We start from the raw sequence: 15,565 nt of genomic DNA, 5'->3' as shown, positions 1-15,565 counted from the left end.
GTCTTCCCATCGGGCCATCCCAGCCCCCATGCTTGGGGAGACATTCCGCCGTCCACCCCGGTGTCTGCCTGTCCCTCCAGCCCGCGACGGCCGTCGTGACCGAGGCCGGCTGGCGTTTCTGGATCGACCGGGGCGGCACCTTCACCGATGTGGTGGCCTGCTCTCCCAGCGGCGATCTGGTGGTGCGCAAGCTGCTCTCCGATCCGCCCCCGCCGGCGGACGGCACCCCCACGCCCGACCCCGCCGTTGCGGCCCTGCGGGACGTGCTCGCCCTGGCTCCTGATCAGCCCATTCCCCCCGGGCTGGTGACGGAGGTGCGGCTGGGCACCACCGTGGCCACCAATGCCCTGCTGGAGCGCCAGGGGGCGCCGGTGCTGCTGCTGGTCAACCGCGGCTTTGCCGACCTGCAGCGCATCGGCGACCAGCACCGGCCCGACCTTTTTGCCCTGGAGATCCGGCGGCCCGAGCCGCCTGCCCTGCGGGTGATCGAAGTGGGCGGCCGGCTCGCGGCGGATGGTGCGGAGCTGGAGCCCCTGCAGCTGGATGAAGCGCTGGAGCAGTCCCTGGCCCAGGCCCGCTCCGACGGCTTCCGCAGCGTGGCCGTGGTCCTGCTCCATGCCGGTCGTCATCCGGTCCACGAGCAGGCCCTGGGGAGCTGGCTGGTGTCGCGAGGGGTCGCGCCTGTGGTGCTCTCCCACCAGCTCAGCCGCCAGCCCCGGCTGGTGCCTCGCCTCGACACCGCTGTGCTGGAGGCGGCCCTGGGCCCCGTCCTGGGCGCCTATCTCGAACAGGTGCGCACGGCCATCGGGGCCACCATCCCGCTGCGGGTGATGACCTCCGCCGGTGCCCTGCAGTCGCCAGCCCTGCTGCGGGCCAAGGACACGATCCTTTCCGGCCCGGCGGGCGGGATGGTGGCGGCCGTGGCGGTGGCGACCGCCGCCGGTTTCGGTGACGCTCCGATCCTCGGCTTTGACATGGGTGGCACCTCCACCGACGTCTTCCACTTCGATGGCAGCCGTGGCGAGGCCGCCTGGGAGCGCAGCCATGAAACGGAGATCGACGGCCTGCGGCTGCTGGCGCCGATGCTGCCGATCCACACCGTGGCAGCCGGCGGCGGCTCGGTGCTGCACGTGGCGGATGGCCGCCTGCAGGTGGGCCCCCGCTCGGCCGGCGCCAACCCCGGCCCCGCCTGTTACGGCCGCGGTGGGCCCCTGGCGATCACCGACGCCAACCTGCTGCTGGGCCGCCTGCCCGTGAATGCGTTGCCGCGCCTGTTCGGCCCCGGCGGCGACCAGCCGGCCGACCGGCAGGTGGTGCTGGAGCGCTTCGGGGCCCTGGCCCGCCAGCTGGGGCTGGACAGCCCGGAGGCGGCGGCCCAGGGGGCGCTGACGATCGCCATCGAGCGCATGGCCGAGGCGATCCGCCGCATCTCGATCCAGCGGGGCCACGACCTGGGCCGGGCCGTGCTGGTGACCTTCGGCGGCGCCGGTGGCCAGCTCACCTGCCCCCTGGCGGATGTCCTGGGGATCACCCGGGTGCTGCTCCATCCCCTGGCCGGGGTGTTGTCGGCCTACGGCATCGGCCTGGCCCGCCCCTCCCTGCTGCGGGAGCGCACCCTGCGCCAGCCCCTCGAGCCGTCCCTGCTGCCCCAGCTGGAGCGGGCGATCGAGGAACTGGTGGCGGGGGCCACCGCCGACCTTCGCACCGGCGGCGATCTGGCGGCGGGACAGGAGCCCCGGGTGCAGGTCCGCCTGGAGCTCCGCTACGGCGGCAGCGACCAGGGGCTGGATCTGCCCTGGCCGGCCGCCCCGACCGACGGCCCGCTGGCGGACCTGCGCGCCGCCTTTGAGGAGCGCCACCGGCAGCGGTTCGGCTTCGTGGTGCCCGATGAGCGGCTGGTGGTGGAGCGGCTGGTGGTTGAGGTGGGGGCTCCGGCGCCCGAGACCTCGGCGGGGGGCGTCAGGGCTGCGGAACTTCCTGAGGCGGCGGATTCGCCCGAGCCCTGCGAATGGGTACCGCTCTGGCTGGCGGATGCTCACGGCGACGGGATGGGCTGGCGCCAGGTGCCCCTCTGGCGCCGGGAGCAGCTGGAGGCGGGCCAGCGGATTGCGGGGCCGGCCCTGGTGGTGGAGGCCACGGGCACCACGGTGCTGGAGCTCGGCTGGGACGGCCGGGTGCTGGCGGGGGGCGAGCTGCTGCTGGAGCGGCAGACGCCGTCCGCTGGTGCGGCCCTGGCCGGCAGCATTGCCGGGGCGGTGGATCCGGTGCGGCTGGAGCTCTACAACCACCGTTTCAGTGCCATCGCCGAGCAGATGGGGGAACGGCTGCGCCAGTGCAGCCGTTCGGTGAACATCCGCGAGCGGCTCGACTTCTCCTGCGCCCTGTTCGATGGCGCCGGCCGGCTGGTGGCCAACGCCCCCCATATCCCGGTGCACCTCGGCTCGATGGGGGACAGCGTCGCCAGCCTGCTGGCCGCCGTGGCCGCCGGCACCCTGCCGCCCCTGGCGCCGGGCGATGCCTACGCCGCCAACGACCCCTTCGACGGCGGCACCCACCTGCCCGACATCACCGTGATCACGCCGGTGTTCGCCCCTGACGCCGCAGACCCTGCCGACTCCTGCGAAGCACCGCTGAAGCCCATGCTGTTCGTGGCCTGCCGCGGGCACCACGCCGACGTGGGCGGCCTCACCCCGGGCTCGATGCCCCCCTTCAGCCGCCGGATCGAGGAGGAGGGGCTGCGGCTGCGCCATGTGCCCTTCCTGCGCCGGGGCCAGTTCGATGCGGCCGCCTGGCGTGAGCGGCTGGCCGCCGGCCCCCATCCGGTGCGCAACCCCGACCAGCTGCTGGCCGATCTTCAGGCCCAGGTGGCCGCCAACCGGCTGGGGGACAGCGAACTGCAGCGGCTGCTGGAGCGCGAGGGCACCGATGAGGTCTGTGCCTACATGGGCCACGTGCTGGCCAATGCGGCCGAGGCTGTGCGGGACGCGATCGCCCGCCTCAGGGACGGCGACCACAGCGTCGAACTCGACAACGGCAGCCGCATCGTCGTGGCCGTCCGCATCGACCGGGCCGCCCGCCGGGCCCGCATCGACTTCAGCGGCACCTCCCCCCAGCAGGAGGGCAACTTCAACGCCCCGCTGGCGATCACCAAGGCGGCGGTGCTCTACGTGTTCCGTTGCCTGGTGGGCCGCCCGATCCCGCTCAACGCCGGCTGCTTCGAACCGATCGAGCTGGTGGTGCCGGAGGGGTGCCTGCTGCACCCGCTGCCGCCGGCGGCGGTGGTGGCCGGCAACGTGGAAACCTCCCAGGCGGTCACCAACGCCCTGTTCGGGGCCCTTGGGGTGATGGCGGCGGCCCAGGGCACGATGAACAACCTCAGCTTCGGCGATGCCCAGCGCCAGTACTACGAAACCATCTGCGGCGGCACCGGCGCCGGCGTGCTGGCGGATGGCACTGGTTTCGCCGGCGCCAGCGCAGTGCAGAGCCACATGACCAATTCGCGCCTCACCGACCCGGAGATCCTCGAAGACCGCTTCCCGGTGCGCCTGGAGCGCTTCGCCTTCCGCCGCGGCAGCGGCGGCGCCGGCCGCTGGCCCGGCGGCGACGGTGTGGTCCGGCGGCTGCGCTTCCTGGCCCCGATGACCGCCTCGATTCTCTCGGGTTCCCGGCGGGTGCCCCCCTTCGGCCTGGCCGGGGGCGGCGATGGGGCGCTCGGGCGCAACCGGCTGGAGCGGGCCGATGGCCAGCTCGAGGTGCTGGGCGGCTGCGCCCAGGTGAGCGTCCAACCGGGCGACCTGCTGGAGATCGCCACCCCCGGCGGCGGCGGCTTCGGCGCCCCGGATGCCGGTGGCGCGGGAGCCTCGTTGTGAGCACGGTTCGCCGGGGAGCCGCCGGGGCGGTGCTGCTGCTGGTGGGGCTGGGTGCTTTGCCGGTGCCGCCTGCGCGGGCCCAGCCAGCGGCGCCGCCCGCCGCCGCGGAGAGCAACGTGCTGCTGGAGGGGGAGCAGCGCTTCCGGCCCCAGTGGTCGGCCCGGGGCCTGGTGGCGGCCCAGGAGCCGCTGGCCTCGGCGGCGGGGGCGGCGATCCTGCGCCAGGGGGGCAACGCGGTGGATGGGGCGGTGGCCACCGCCTTCGCCCTGGCGGTCACCCTGCCCCAGGCGGGCAACCTGGGCGGTGGCGGCTTCCTGCTGCTCTGGCTGCCCGGCCCCTCGCCGGCCCGCCAGCGGGGCTGCCTGGTCGAGGCCTCTGGTGGCAACCCGGCGGCCGGGCCCGAGCTGGCCATCGGCGGCGGCACGGCGGTGGCGGTGAACTTCCGCGAGACGGCCCCGGCGGCGGCCACGGCCACCATGTTCCTGGGCCCCGACGGCCAGGTGGACCGGGCCCGTGCCACCCGCAGCCTGCTCAGCACCGCCGTGCCCGGCAGCGTCGCCGGGCTGGCCCTGGCCCAGCGCTGCTACGGACGCCTGCCCCTGGCCCAGGTGATGGCCCCGGCGATCCGGCTGGCGGACCAGGGCTTCCCGGTGAGCCGCGAGCTGAGCGATTCCCTGGCCGCCGCCGCCCCGCGGCTGCAGGCCGATCCCGTCTCCCGTCGCCTGTTCCTGCCGCCCCCGGTGCCCGGCACGCGGCTGCGCCAGGGCGAGCTGGCGGCCAGCCTGCGGCGCATCGCCGCCGAGGGGGAGCGGGGTTTCTACGCAGGGCCGGTGGCCGACGCCCTGGTGGGGGCCATGGAGCGGGGCGGCGGCCTGATCACCCACAGCGATCTGCGCGCCTACCGCGCCCAGCTGGTGCGGCCGCTGCGGCGCGAGTTCCGCGGCCACCCGGTGCTCACTATGCCGCCGCCCGGGGGCGGGCTCACCCTGCTGCAGCTGCTTGGGATTCTCGAGCCCTTCGACCTGGCGGCCACCGGCCTGAATGCCGCCGCCAGCCTCCACCCCATGGCCGAGGCCATGAACCTGGCCTACCGCGACCGCAACGCCCTGCTCGGCGACCCCGACCAGGTGCCGGTGCCGGTGGAACGGCTGCTGTCGCCGGCCCACCTCGATGGCCTGCGCCGCCGCATCGATCCCCGGCGCCACACCCCGGCCCCGGCGCTGGAGGCGGCCGCCGCCCGTGAAGGCACCAACACCACCCACCTTTCGGTGGCCGACCGCCAGGGCGGGCTGGCGGCCCTCACCACCACCCTCAACTTCCCCTACGGCAACGGCATCAGCGTGCCGGGGATGGGTTTCCTGCTCAACAACGAGATGGACGACTTCACCGCCCTCCCCGGCAGCGCCAACGCCTTCGGTCTGCGCCAGGGGACGGCCAACGCCATCGCACCGGGCAAGCGCCCGCTCAGCTCCATGGCCCCCACCCTGGTGTTCCGCCCCGATGGCCGCCCCTGGCTCGCCACCGGCAGCCCCGGCGGCAGCCGCATCATCACCACCATCCTCCAGGTGCTGCTCAACCGGATGGTGCACGGTCTCAACCTGGCCGGTGCCGTGGCCGCCCCCCGCATCCACAGCCAGCTGTGGCCCGAGCGGATCGATGCAGAAGAAGGCCTCAGCCCCGACAGCCGCCGCCTGCTGGAGGCCATGGGCCACAGCGTCCGCCGGGCCCCGGCCATGGGGGCGGCCAACAGCGTCGAGGTGCTGGCGGAGGGCGGCAGCCTGGGGACGGTGGATCCGCGCCGGGCCGAAGGTCCGGCCGTGGCGGAATGAGGCCCAGCCCTCAGGCCTGGGGAGCCGCGGGGGCGGTGATCAGGTTGAAGGCGGAGAAGGCCAGGCCGAAGCCGAACAGGGTGCCGATGGCCCAGAGGCTGTCGGAGGGCCACTCGGCGATCAGCATCCCGCCGAGCACCACCGTGACGATGCCATCGAGCAGCACCAGGCCCCGGGCCGGCCCGGCACCGGCGGCGGCGCCCGCCAGCTCCATCACCCCCTCGACGGCCAGCAGCACGCCGATGAACAGCGTCAGGCTGACGGTGCTGGCCACCGGGAAGGCCACCAGGCCGATGCCGCCCACCACGTACAGCACCCCGGAGATGGCGCGGAACACCTTGCTGCGGGTGTCATCGGCCGAGGTGAGCCGCAGCAGCTGGGAGACGCCCGCCGCCGCTGAAACTCCACCGAGGGCGATGGTCAGCAGGGTGGCCGAGACGAAGGGAAGGGCCAGGCAGAGGACGGCCGCCACGAGCAGCAGGCCGGCGGTGACCCAGCGCAGGGTGGGGGAAGCGGGGACGGACAAGGGCTTGGGGAGGCTGGTGGGAGGTTAGGCCGCTTTCCCGTGGCCGACCGCCGTGCTCAGCGCGGCGGGCCGTTGTAGAGGATCGCCACCACCCGGCGGCCGTCGGGGGCGATCTGGATCTCGGTTTCCGTGGTGGCCGGCAGCCCCTTGGCCTCCCAGCCGGGGGGGCCTCCGAGGAAGCGGTACACGAAGCCGTCGGCGTCGCTGCGCACCAGGCAGGGGTTGGTGGCCGCCGAGGTGGTGAACATGCAGTTGGCCGGGGTGTACACCGTCAGCCCGCCGTTGCTGAGCACGGCCGCGTTGCGGGCCAGGTTGAGGGCCCGGACTTCGTTGAAGGGGATCCCCTGGGCCAGGGCCGGGGCCAGGGGGGCCACCGCCAGCAGGAACCCTGCGGCGACGGGCAGCAGGCGGGAGGCGGGCCGGAAACGGATGGCCATGGAGATCCTCGCGGGTGTGTCCAGTATCCATGGGCTGAACGGATCCGCGTCCAGTGGCCGCTGGCCGCCGCAGGGGTTCGACCTACGTTGTCGGTTCCGATCCCACGCCCCCGTGATCCGACCTCCGGCAGCGCCGGCGCCGCCGGAGGTTCTGGCGCGCCGGCGGCATCGCTTCTATCGCCGGCTGCTCGTGCTGTGCCTGCTGGTGATGCTGAGCCTGGCGTTTCCCCAGACGTTGAGCCTGGTCGGATCGGTGAGCTATCTCCTGATCACGGTCCTCACCACCCTGGAACTGAGCGGATGCCTGGCCGGCGGGGTCGGGCGTTCCTGGAGCGACCGTCTGTTCCTGGCGCTGGGATGCACCAACCCCTTCCTGCAGTTGTACTGGCTGCTGACCCCCGAGTCGCGGCGCCTCTCCGGGGTGCCCCTGCTGCTGATCACCACCCTGTTCATCGGCTGGAGCCTGGTGCGGCTGGTGCGGACCCTGGGCCGGGAGCCCCGGGCCACCCGGTCGGTGGTGGTCGGGGCGGTGGCCGGCTATCTCCTGCTCGGCCTCAGCGGCGGCCTGGTGCTGAGTGTGCTGGAAACGATCCAGCCCGGCAGCTTCCTGGCCAACACCGCCGATGGCCAGGCCGCCATTGTTCGCCCCCAGGCGGGTGGGCGCGCCCACAGCGTCTGGGAGCTGGATTTCGCCCGCATCAATTACTTCGCCTTCGTCAGCCTCACCACCACCGGTTACGGCGACATCACTCCGGCCCGGCCCCCGGCGCGCATGGCCAGCGTGGTGCTGGGGATCGCCGGGCCGCTCTACATCGCCGTGATCCTGGGGGTGCTGATCAACCGGTTCAAGGGGCCGGAGGCGGGCGTTCCCGGCGACTGAATCGCGCCATCCGGCGGCAGGGCCCGCTCGAGGCCCACATCCACCCCGAGGTGCTGGTCGGGACGGCCGGTGATCAGCAGGGCCGTGCGCTGGCGGGTGGCGATCTGCCACATCCACTTGCTGAACAGGGCGATGCGGTTCTCGGTGTCGGGGATGAAGGCCAGATGGGCCAGGGCCCACAGGATCCAGCCCGCCAGACCGCTCACGTGCAGCCCGCGCAGGTCGGCCACCGCGTACCAGGGACCGATCACGGCCATGCTGCCCAGATCAAACCAGCGGAACGGCTTGCTGCGGCGCCCTTCGAGGCCGGCCAGGATGTCGCGCGCCACCCAGCCGCCCATCTGCACCGCCGGGCCCGCCATGCCCGGCAGCACCCGGCCGTCGCCGGTGTGGGCGTAGTGGCAGAGATCCCCCACCGCCCGGATCTCCGGGTGCCCCGGCAGCGAGAAGTCGGCCTCCACCTGCAGCCGCCCGCCCCGGTCGAGGGGGGCGCCGGTGCGTTCCGCCAGCAGCCGGCCCAGGCGCGAGGCACGCACCCCGGCGGTCCAGCAGATCGTGGCCGCCTCCAGGTCGCCGAGGCCATCGGCCCCGGCGTCCGATCCGTCCGCGGCGACAGCCGCGGGGCGCTTGAGGATCACCCGGCCGGGTTCGATCGCGGCCACCATCGTGTTCAGGCGCAGCTCCACGCCGGCGCGCTGCAGGTAGGCCGCGGCGTCGGCGGAGAGATCGGCCGGCATCGCCGGCAGCACCCGGTCCACCGCATCCAGCAGGATCACCCGGCACTGGGCTCGGTCGAGCTGCTTGAAATCGCGCTCCACGGCGCGGTGCATCAGCTCGATCAGGGAGCCGGCCAGTTCGCAGCCCGCCGGCCCGGCCCCCACCACCACCACCGACTGCAGGAAGCGGCGCCGACCGGGGTCCCGGGTCTGCTCGGCCTCTTCGAGGGCCATCAGCAGCCGGCGGCGGATCTCGTCGGCGTGCTCGAGGATCTTCATCGGCGGCGCCAGGGGCCGCCACTCCTCGTGGCCGAAGTAGGTGCTGCCCGACCCGCTCGCCAGGACCAGGTGGTCGTAGGCGTAGCGGTGGTCGTTGAACACCACCTCCCTGGCGTCGGTGTCGATGTCGACCACCTCGCCCAGCAGGATCTGGATGTTGGGGACCTGGCCCACCATCTGGCGAAGGGGGGACGCCACATCCGCCTCCGACACCAGACCGGAAGCCACCTGGTACAGCAGCGGCTGGAACAGGTTGAAGTTGCGCTTGTCGATCAGGGTGACGCGCACCGGCTGTCCCGCCAGGACATGGCAGGCCTTGAGCCCGGCGAACCCCCCGCCCACGATCACCACGTGGGGCCACTCGGCCATGGCGCTCTGGGGCGGATCCAGCTCGAGGAAGAAGCGTTCTTGGGCCATCAAGCGGAGGGGGCCATCGGGCGGATCCCCGGGACTGAACCGTAGGCAGCCCGCCGCAGCGGAGCGGTAGTGATGGAAGCGGTTTGGTGGACGCGGACGTCGGGAGGGCCCGCTGGGGCGGCCAGGGGCGCCGGGACTGCTAGCTTGAAAATGATTCCCATGCCCGGCCCTTTGGGCTCTGCACCGATGCGCTCGGCCCCTTCCCCGGCACCTGATCGGGAACGCCTGCCCGTCACCGTCCTCACGGGCTACCTCGGCTCCGGCAAGACGACGCTGCTCAACCGCATCCTCACCCACGAGCACGGCCTCAAGGTGGCGGTGATCGTCAATGAATTCGGCGAGGTGGGCATCGACAACCAGCTGGTGATCGAGGCCGATGAGGAGATCTTCGAGATGAACAATGGCTGCATCTGCTGCACCGTTCGTGGTGATCTCATCCGCATCATCGGCAACCTGATGAAGCGCCGCGACCGCTTTGACCACCTCGTGATCGAGACCACCGGCCTGGCCGATCCGGCTCCCGTGATCCAGACCTTCTTCGTCGACGAGGACCTGCGGGAGCAGCTCCGGCTCGATGCCGTCGTCACCCTCGTCGATCTCCGGCATGTGGAGCAGCACTGGGAGAGCGAGGAGGTGCAGGAACAGCTGGCCTTTGCCGATGTGCTGCTGCTCAACAAGACCGACCTTGTGGAAGCCGAGGCCCTCGAGGCCATCCGCCAGCGCACCCGGGCCATCAATCCCCTGGCCCGGGTGATTCCCACCTGCCGGGCCGATGCGGCCATGGACCAGATCCTGGGCGTGGGGGCCTTTGAGCTCGAGCGGGCCCTGGCGATCGATCCGGAGTTCCTCGCCTCCGACCATGACCATGAGCATGACGATGCCGTCAGCTCGGTGGCCTTCATCGAGGAGCGGCCGATGAGTTATCAGAAACTGGGCGAATGGATCGATCGGCTGGTGAGCGAGCGGGGTCCCGATCTGTTCCGCATGAAGGGCATCCTCCAGATCGACGGCGAGAGCCACCGCTACGTCTTCCAGTCGGTGCACATGCTCATCGACAGCGCCAGGGATCGGCCCTGGCGGGCGGATGAAACCCCCCGAACCGATTTCGTGATCATCGGCCGCGATCTCGATGAACCCGCCCTGCGGGCCGGTTTCGAGGCCTGTGTCGCCTGATCCGGCCATGGCCCCTCCGCAGACTGGTGCGGGAGCGGCTCAGCGGCACCTGCGGCAATGCCATCACCGCCCAGGCCTGGTCGGCCGATGGTGAGTTCCTGGCGATGGCCACGGCCGGTGGTGAGCTGCTGCTGCTCGATTTCCGGGCGGGCTGCGAGGAGCTGTTGCGCGGGGAGCGGGACAGCAGCCTCGATGTGCTCGGCTTCAGTCCCGATGGCCGCTTTCTGATGGCGGCGGGCCAGAACGGCGACGTGCTGCTGTGGGAGATGGGGGGCACCGGGGTGCGGCCGATGGCCTTCGACCCCGTGCCGCTGCAGGCCGGCTGGCTGGATGCGGCCGCCTGGCGGCCCCAGGGATCGCTGCTGGCGCTGGGGGCCGGCCGGCGGGTGCGGCTCTGGGATGGGGAGCGCCGGTCGCTGCGGGAGGAGAGCCAGGAGCTGGAGCGCACCGTGCTGGCCCTGGCCTGGAGCCGTGATGGCCAACGGCTCGCGGCCGCCTGCCACGGCGAGGTGCTCCTCTGGCGGCCGGACGACCCCGGGGAGCCGCCCCAGCGCTGTGCCACGGGCTCGGCCGGCGTTGTTCTGGGCTGGTCCGACCAGGGAACCCTGCTGGCCAGCGGCCAGCTCGACGGCTCGCTGATGCTCTGGCCCGACGCCGCGGCCGGCCGCGGCTGGCAGTTCAGCGGCTTCCCGGGCAAGGTGCGGTCCCTGGCCTGGTGCGATCAGCCGGGGCGCCTGGCCCCCCTGCTGGCTGTGGCCTCCACCGACATCGCCGTGATCTGGAGCCAGCAGGATCGCGGCGCCAAGGGCTGGAAACCGGAGCCCCTGGTGCTGCATGAGGGCCGCGTCAACGCGGTCGCCTTCGCCCCCGGCAGCAGTCTGCTGGCCAGCGCCTCAAGCGATGGCACCGTGGCGCTCTGGGATGGCCGCGGCCGCCTGCAGCAGCTCCTGGAGGGCGACGGCCAGGCGATCACCTGTCTGAGCTGGCGTCCCGATGGCCGCCACCTCGCCGCCGGCGGCGACCAGGGGCAGTGGTGGCTCTGGCCGGTCACCCTGCCCCCGTCCGTCCGTTCTCGCCCCCAGCCTTCACGCCCACCCCGTTCCGGAGGTTTCGCCCCATGATCCAGCCCCCCGTCCGTCGTCCCGTTCTGGCCATGGCCGCCGGGCTCTCCGCCCTGCTCCTGGGCTGCCGCCCGGCGGTGCAGGCGCCGGAAGCCCAGACCGGCCGGAACGACCGGCCCAGCGTGGTGACCACCTTCCTGCCGATCACCCTCTTCACCCGGGCCGTGGCCGGCGACTGCGCCGAGGTGACGGCCCTGATCCCCGCCGCCAGCGGTCCCCACGATTTCCAGGCCCGCCCCGGGGATGTGGCGGCGCTGAAGAACGCCCGGGTACTGGTGAAGAACGGTCTGGAGATGGAATCCTTCCTCGACAAGCTGGTGAAGGGCGCCGAGAACCCCGACCTGAAGGTGATCGACTCCAGCAGCGGCATCCCCACCCTGGAGAACCCGGAGAAGCCCGCCAAGTCCCACGATGACCATGGCGACGACCACGGCCATGGCGACGACCACGGCCATAACGACGACCACGCCGAGGCCGGCGGCCACGATCATGACCACGGCCATGACCATGGCCCGATCAATCCCCACATCTGGCTCGATCCGGTGCGCGCCGCCCAGCAGGTGGACAACATCCGTGATGGCCTGATCGCCGCCGACCCCGCCTGCGCCGATGGCTACCGCCGCAATGCCGCCGCCTTCACCGGCCAGCTGCGCCAGCTCAACACGGACTTCGAGAAGCAGCTGGCGCCGTTCCGGGGCAAGACCTTCGTGGTTCTGCACGACTTCGCCCCTTACTTCGCCGACCGCTATGGCCTCAAGGCCGAGTACCTGGTCGATGTGCCGGAGCAGAACCCCTCGCCCGCCGATCTGGCCCGGGTGGCGGAGACGGTCAAGCGCACCCAGCTCAAGGCCCTGCTCAGCGAACCCCAGGAGGGCAACCGCTCCTTCAACGCCCTGGCCGGGGATCTGGGCATCCGCATCAGCGTCTTCAACCCCCTGGAGACCGGCACCGAGGAGGCCTCCCGCAACCCCGGCACCTATGCCGACGTGATGCGCCGCAACGTCACCGACCTGGTGAGCGCCTTCCGCTGATGGCCGTGCTGGAGGTCGAGGGCCTGCGGGTGCTGCGCGACGGGGTGCTGGCGGTGGACGACGTCAGCTTCCAGCTCGCTGCCGAAAGCGACACCGCCCTGGTGGGGCCGAACGGGGCCGGCAAGAGCTCGCTGGTGGGGGCGATCCTCGGCCTGATCCCCCGCCAGTCCGGGGAGGTGCGGATCCTTGGCCACCGGCTGGGGCCCGCCGGCCAGCTGCCGGCACCGGTCCGGGCCCAGCTGGCCTTCCTCCCCCAGGCCCTGCCGCTTCAGGGGCGCCTGCCGCTGACCGTGGCCGAGTTCGTCGGTTTCGGCTGGGATCCTCCCGGTCCGCGCCTGCCCTGGAGCGGCGGCGGTGCACGCCGCTCCGCCGTGCGCTCCGCCCTGGCCAAGACCAGCTGCGGTCCGCTGGCCGAGCGCCTGCTGAGCGAGCTGTCGGGGGGCCAGCTGAAGCGGGTGCTGCTGGCCTTCTGCGTCGTGCGGCCCCGGCGCCTGCTGGTGCTGGATGAGGCCCAGGCCGGCCTGGATGCCCCCTCCACCGAGCAGTTCCACCGGCTGCTGTTCGACTTGCGCCGCAGTGAGGGCTGGACCGTGCTGCAGGTCTCCCACGACCTGGACATGGTGCGGCGCAGCTGCGACCAGGTGCTGTGCCTCAACCGCCAGCTGCGCTGCAGCGGCCGTCCCGAACTGGCCCTCTCCCGGGCCCAGCTGGAGCGGCTCTACGACCCGGCCGATGCCCCCGACCTCCGCCGGCCCCGTGCACCCGAGGGCAGCCCCCGGATCCGATGACGGAGTTCTCCCCGCTTGCCGCGGTGATCACGCAGCCGTTCATGCAGCGGGCCCTGGTGGGCGGGCTGCTCACCGGGGCCCTGGGCGGTCTGCTGGGCAGCTTCGCGGTGCTGCGGCAGCTGTCCTTCTTCAGTGATGCCCTGGGCCATTCGGCCCTGCTGGGCCTCAGCCTGGGGATCCTGCTGGGGCTCAACCCCACCCTGGTGCTGATCCCCTTCGCGGTGCTGTTCGCCCTGCTGGTGAACCTGCTGGTGCAGCGCAGCCAGCTGCCCACCGATGCCCTGCTGAACATCGTTTACTCCACCTCCCTGGCCTTCGCCGTGGTCGCCCTCAGCCTGGTGACCACCTACACCGGCGGCATCCAGCAGCTGCTGTTCGGCGACATCCTCGGCATCTCCTGGCTGGATCTCGGCCTGATCGCCGTGCTGCTGGTGGCGGCGGTGGCCTACCTGCTGGTGAGCCTGCGGGCCCAGGTGCTGGTCACCCTCCATGCCGATCTGGCCGGCGCCTTCGGGGTGGGCAGCCAGTGGCATCGCATCGCCTTCATCCTGTTGCTGGCCGTGGTGGTGGCCGTGTCGATCAAGGCGGTGGGGGTGCTGCTGATCAGCGCCTTCGTGGTGATCCCCGCCTGTGCCTCCCGGCTGGTGAGCCGCCGTTTCGGCACCTACCTGGTGCTCTCTTCGCTGATCGGCGGCGGCTGCGCCGTGCTGGGGCTGCTCGGCTCGGGCCTCACCAACCTGCCGTCGGGCCCCTGCGTGGTGATCGTGCAGTTCCTCGGCTTCCTGGTCGCCCTTGGCGTCAGCCAGTGGCGACCTCAGCGGCTGCGGGCCAACCCGGCCGTCACCCCCTGACCGGCCGCCAGCACGATGCCGGCGCAGGCCTCGGCATCGGAGAGGGCATCGTGGTGCCGGAGCGGCAGCCCCAGATGCCGGCACACATCCGGCAGCTTGGTGGGGCGCAGGTTCCAGGCCCGCCGGGCCACCTGCACGGTGCAGACGAAGGGTTGGGCCGGGGGCCGCAGGCCGGCCTGCTCGCAGCAGGCCCGCAGCACCCCGGCATCGAAGCTGGCGTTGTGGGCGGCGATGAACTGGGCCCCCTCCAGACAGGCCGCCAGCTGGGGCCAGAGTTCGGCGAAGCTGGGCGCATCGGCCACCTGGGCCCAGCTGATCCCGTGGATGGAGGTGAACAGGAAGGTCCGGCGCGGCGGCCGGATCAGGTGGTGCTCGCGGCGCACGATCGTCCGCCCCTCCACCCGCACCAGGGCGATCGAGCAGGCACTGTCCCGGCCCTGATCGGCTGTCTCGAAATCCAGCGCCACGAAACAGCTCGGGTGGAGATCGGCCAGGCCCGCGCGTGAGACCGGAGCCGGTGCCGGTGACCGCTGGATCGTCCGCAGGGCCTCGTCACCCCTGCGCAGGAAGCGCCGCTCGTCACGATCCAGGTTGGCGGCGCCCCAGCGGCTGCGGTAGGTCCCCAACTGGCGGTAGCGACGCACGTCCTGCTCCGACCAGCCCGCGGCCAGGAGTTCAGCGCTGGGGCTCGGCTCCTCCATGGGCACCTGGGGTGGGCTCGTCGCGACTGGGGAGATTCTCACCGAGAGCATTCCCGGCCAGCGCCGCCCCGCAGTGCTTGCAGTGGCGCGCGTCGGCCTCGTGGCCACCCAGCCCGCAGGCGGGGCAGGGGCCTGCCGCCTGCGGGCTGGCCGGCCGCAGCACCGACAGGCCGATCTCGGCGCTGAGGATGCCGGTGGGCACGGCGATGATGCTGTAGCCGATCAGCATCACCACCGAGGCCATGAAACGCCCCAGGGGTGTCACCGGCGCCACGTCGCCGTAGCCCACGGTGGTGATCGTGACGCAGGCCCAGTAGATGGCCACCGGGATGCTGCGGAAGCCGTCGTTGCCGGCTTCGATCACGTACATGAAGGCGCCGATCAGGATCACCAGCGTCACCATCGCCAGCAGGAACACGGTGATCTTGCGGCGGGCGGCGATCAGGGCGCTCCAGAGGAGTTCGGCCTCCTGCAGGTAGGCGCCCAGCTTCAGCACCCGGAACACCCGCAGCAGCCGCAGCACCCGCACCACCAGGAACAGCTGGCCGCCGCCGATCAGCAGCCCCAGGTAGGTGGGCAGGATCGCCAGCAGATCCACCAGCCCGAAAAAGCTGGTGGCGTAGCGCCGTGGCTCGGCCACCAGCAGCAGCCGCAGCAGGTACTCGAGGCTGAACAGCAGGGTGAAGCCCCACTCCAGCCCCAGGAAGGCGGCGGCCCAGCGCTGCCGCAGCAGCGGATCGCTCTCCAGCACCACCGCCAGCACGCTGAGGGCGATCGCCAGCATCAGCAGGGCGTCGAAGGCCTTGCCGGAGGGGGTGTCCGTCTCGAGGATCGTCCGCTCCAGCCAGGGGCGACCCACCACCCGCACCAGCGCCAGGGCCACGGCCAGCAGGCCGCCCAGCAGCAACGGCACCAGCAGTGGCTCCTGCAGCGTCACCGGCGGCATC

13 protein-coding genes are annotated in these 15,565 nt (G+C 72.4%); 8 read left to right on the top strand and 5 right to left on the bottom strand.

The features are described 5' to 3' along the window. Positions 1 to 95: 95 nt before the first annotated feature. Together KBZ08_RS13105 and ggt are read left to right on the top strand one after the other, a co-directional pair. Positions 96 to 3,869: a hydantoinase B/oxoprolinase family protein gene (locus tag KBZ08_RS13105; protein WP_254973538.1), complete on the top strand. Its 3,774-nt coding sequence runs from the start codon at positions 96 to 98 to the stop codon at positions 3,867 to 3,869. Next, on the top strand, positions 3,866 to 5,698 hold the full coding sequence (ggt, locus tag KBZ08_RS13100; protein WP_254973537.1) for a gamma-glutamyltransferase: 1,833 nt from the start codon (positions 3,866 to 3,868) through the stop codon (positions 5,696 to 5,698). Before KBZ08_RS13105 ends, ggt begins: the two co-directional genes overlap by 4 nt. A 10-nt stretch (positions 5,699 to 5,708) precedes the next feature. Here the strand turns inward: ggt and KBZ08_RS13095 are convergent, their stop codons facing one another. Both KBZ08_RS13095 and KBZ08_RS13090 read right to left on the bottom strand, forming a co-directional pair. Next, entirely contained in the window at positions 5,709 to 6,224 is a 516-nt protein-coding gene (locus tag KBZ08_RS13095) for an HdeD family acid-resistance protein (protein WP_254956473.1), read from the bottom strand. 56 nt (positions 6,225 to 6,280) lie between these two features. Beyond that, complete coding sequence (locus KBZ08_RS13090) at positions 6,281 to 6,661, bottom strand: hypothetical protein (protein ID WP_181280187.1); 381 nt, start codon at positions 6,659 to 6,661, stop codon at positions 6,281 to 6,283. 112 nt (positions 6,662 to 6,773) lie between these two features. On the opposite strand from KBZ08_RS13090, the gene KBZ08_RS16395 reads away from it, so the two are divergent. Next, positions 6,774 to 7,541: a potassium channel family protein gene (locus KBZ08_RS16395; RefSeq protein ID WP_219904409.1), complete on the top strand. Its 768-nt coding sequence runs from the start codon at positions 6,774 to 6,776 to the stop codon at positions 7,539 to 7,541. Here the strand turns inward: KBZ08_RS16395 and KBZ08_RS13080 are convergent. Next, positions 7,469 to 8,953 carry an NAD(P)/FAD-dependent oxidoreductase gene (locus tag KBZ08_RS13080; RefSeq protein WP_254973525.1) on the bottom strand — a complete coding sequence of 495 codons (1,485 nt, stop codon included), beginning with the start codon at positions 8,951 to 8,953 and terminating at the stop codon, positions 7,469 to 7,471. The two genes, KBZ08_RS16395 and KBZ08_RS13080, sit on opposite strands and share 73 nt — an antisense overlap. A gap of 186 nt (positions 8,954 to 9,139) precedes the next feature. Between KBZ08_RS13080 and KBZ08_RS13075 the strand changes: the two genes are divergently transcribed. From KBZ08_RS13075 to KBZ08_RS13055, 5 genes are read left to right on the top strand one after another with little or no spacing between them, the layout of a single operon-like run. Continuing rightward, positions 9,140 to 10,126 carry a GTP-binding protein gene (locus KBZ08_RS13075; RefSeq protein WP_254973523.1) on the top strand — a complete coding sequence of 329 codons (987 nt, stop codon included), beginning with the start codon at positions 9,140 to 9,142 and terminating at the stop codon, positions 10,124 to 10,126. 26 nt (positions 10,127 to 10,152) lie between these two features. Then, positions 10,153 to 11,247, top strand: a complete 1,095-nt coding sequence (locus KBZ08_RS16550) for a WD40 repeat domain-containing protein (RefSeq protein ID WP_254973521.1) — start codon at positions 10,153 to 10,155, stop codon at positions 11,245 to 11,247. After that, on the top strand, positions 11,244 to 12,278 hold the full coding sequence (locus KBZ08_RS13065; RefSeq protein WP_254973518.1) for a metal ABC transporter solute-binding protein, Zn/Mn family: 1,035 nt from the start codon (positions 11,244 to 11,246) through the stop codon (positions 12,276 to 12,278). Before KBZ08_RS16550 ends, KBZ08_RS13065 begins: the two co-directional genes overlap by 4 nt. Then, positions 12,278 to 13,066: a metal ABC transporter ATP-binding protein gene (locus KBZ08_RS13060; RefSeq protein WP_254973516.1), complete on the top strand. Its 789-nt coding sequence runs from the start codon at positions 12,278 to 12,280 to the stop codon at positions 13,064 to 13,066. Before KBZ08_RS13065 ends, KBZ08_RS13060 begins: the two co-directional genes overlap by 1 nt. Further along, on the top strand, positions 13,063 to 13,917 hold the full coding sequence (locus KBZ08_RS13055; RefSeq protein ID WP_106222480.1) for a metal ABC transporter permease: 855 nt from the start codon (positions 13,063 to 13,065) through the stop codon (positions 13,915 to 13,917). The genes KBZ08_RS13060 and KBZ08_RS13055 overlap by 4 nt, the downstream gene beginning before the upstream one ends. Here KBZ08_RS13055 and KBZ08_RS13050 read toward each other — a convergent pair. Continuing rightward, positions 13,881 to 14,618 (bottom strand): 3'-5' exonuclease, encoded by a 738-nt coding sequence (locus KBZ08_RS13050; protein ID WP_254973513.1) that lies wholly within the window; start codon positions 14,616 to 14,618, stop codon positions 13,881 to 13,883. The two genes, KBZ08_RS13055 and KBZ08_RS13050, sit on opposite strands and share 37 nt — an antisense overlap. Next, complete coding sequence (locus tag KBZ08_RS13045) at positions 14,593 to 15,564, bottom strand: ion transporter (protein ID WP_254973512.1); 972 nt, start codon at positions 15,562 to 15,564, stop codon at positions 14,593 to 14,595. Before KBZ08_RS13045 ends, KBZ08_RS13050 begins: the two co-directional genes overlap by 26 nt. Position 15,565: the final 1 nt, after the last annotated feature.

The organism is Cyanobium sp. Candia 9D4 (assembly GCF_024346155.1).
GTDB lineage: Bacteria > Cyanobacteriota > Cyanobacteriia > PCC-6307 > Cyanobiaceae > Cyanobium > Cyanobium minutissimum.
This window is presented reverse-complemented; position numbering and strand designations above follow the sequence as displayed.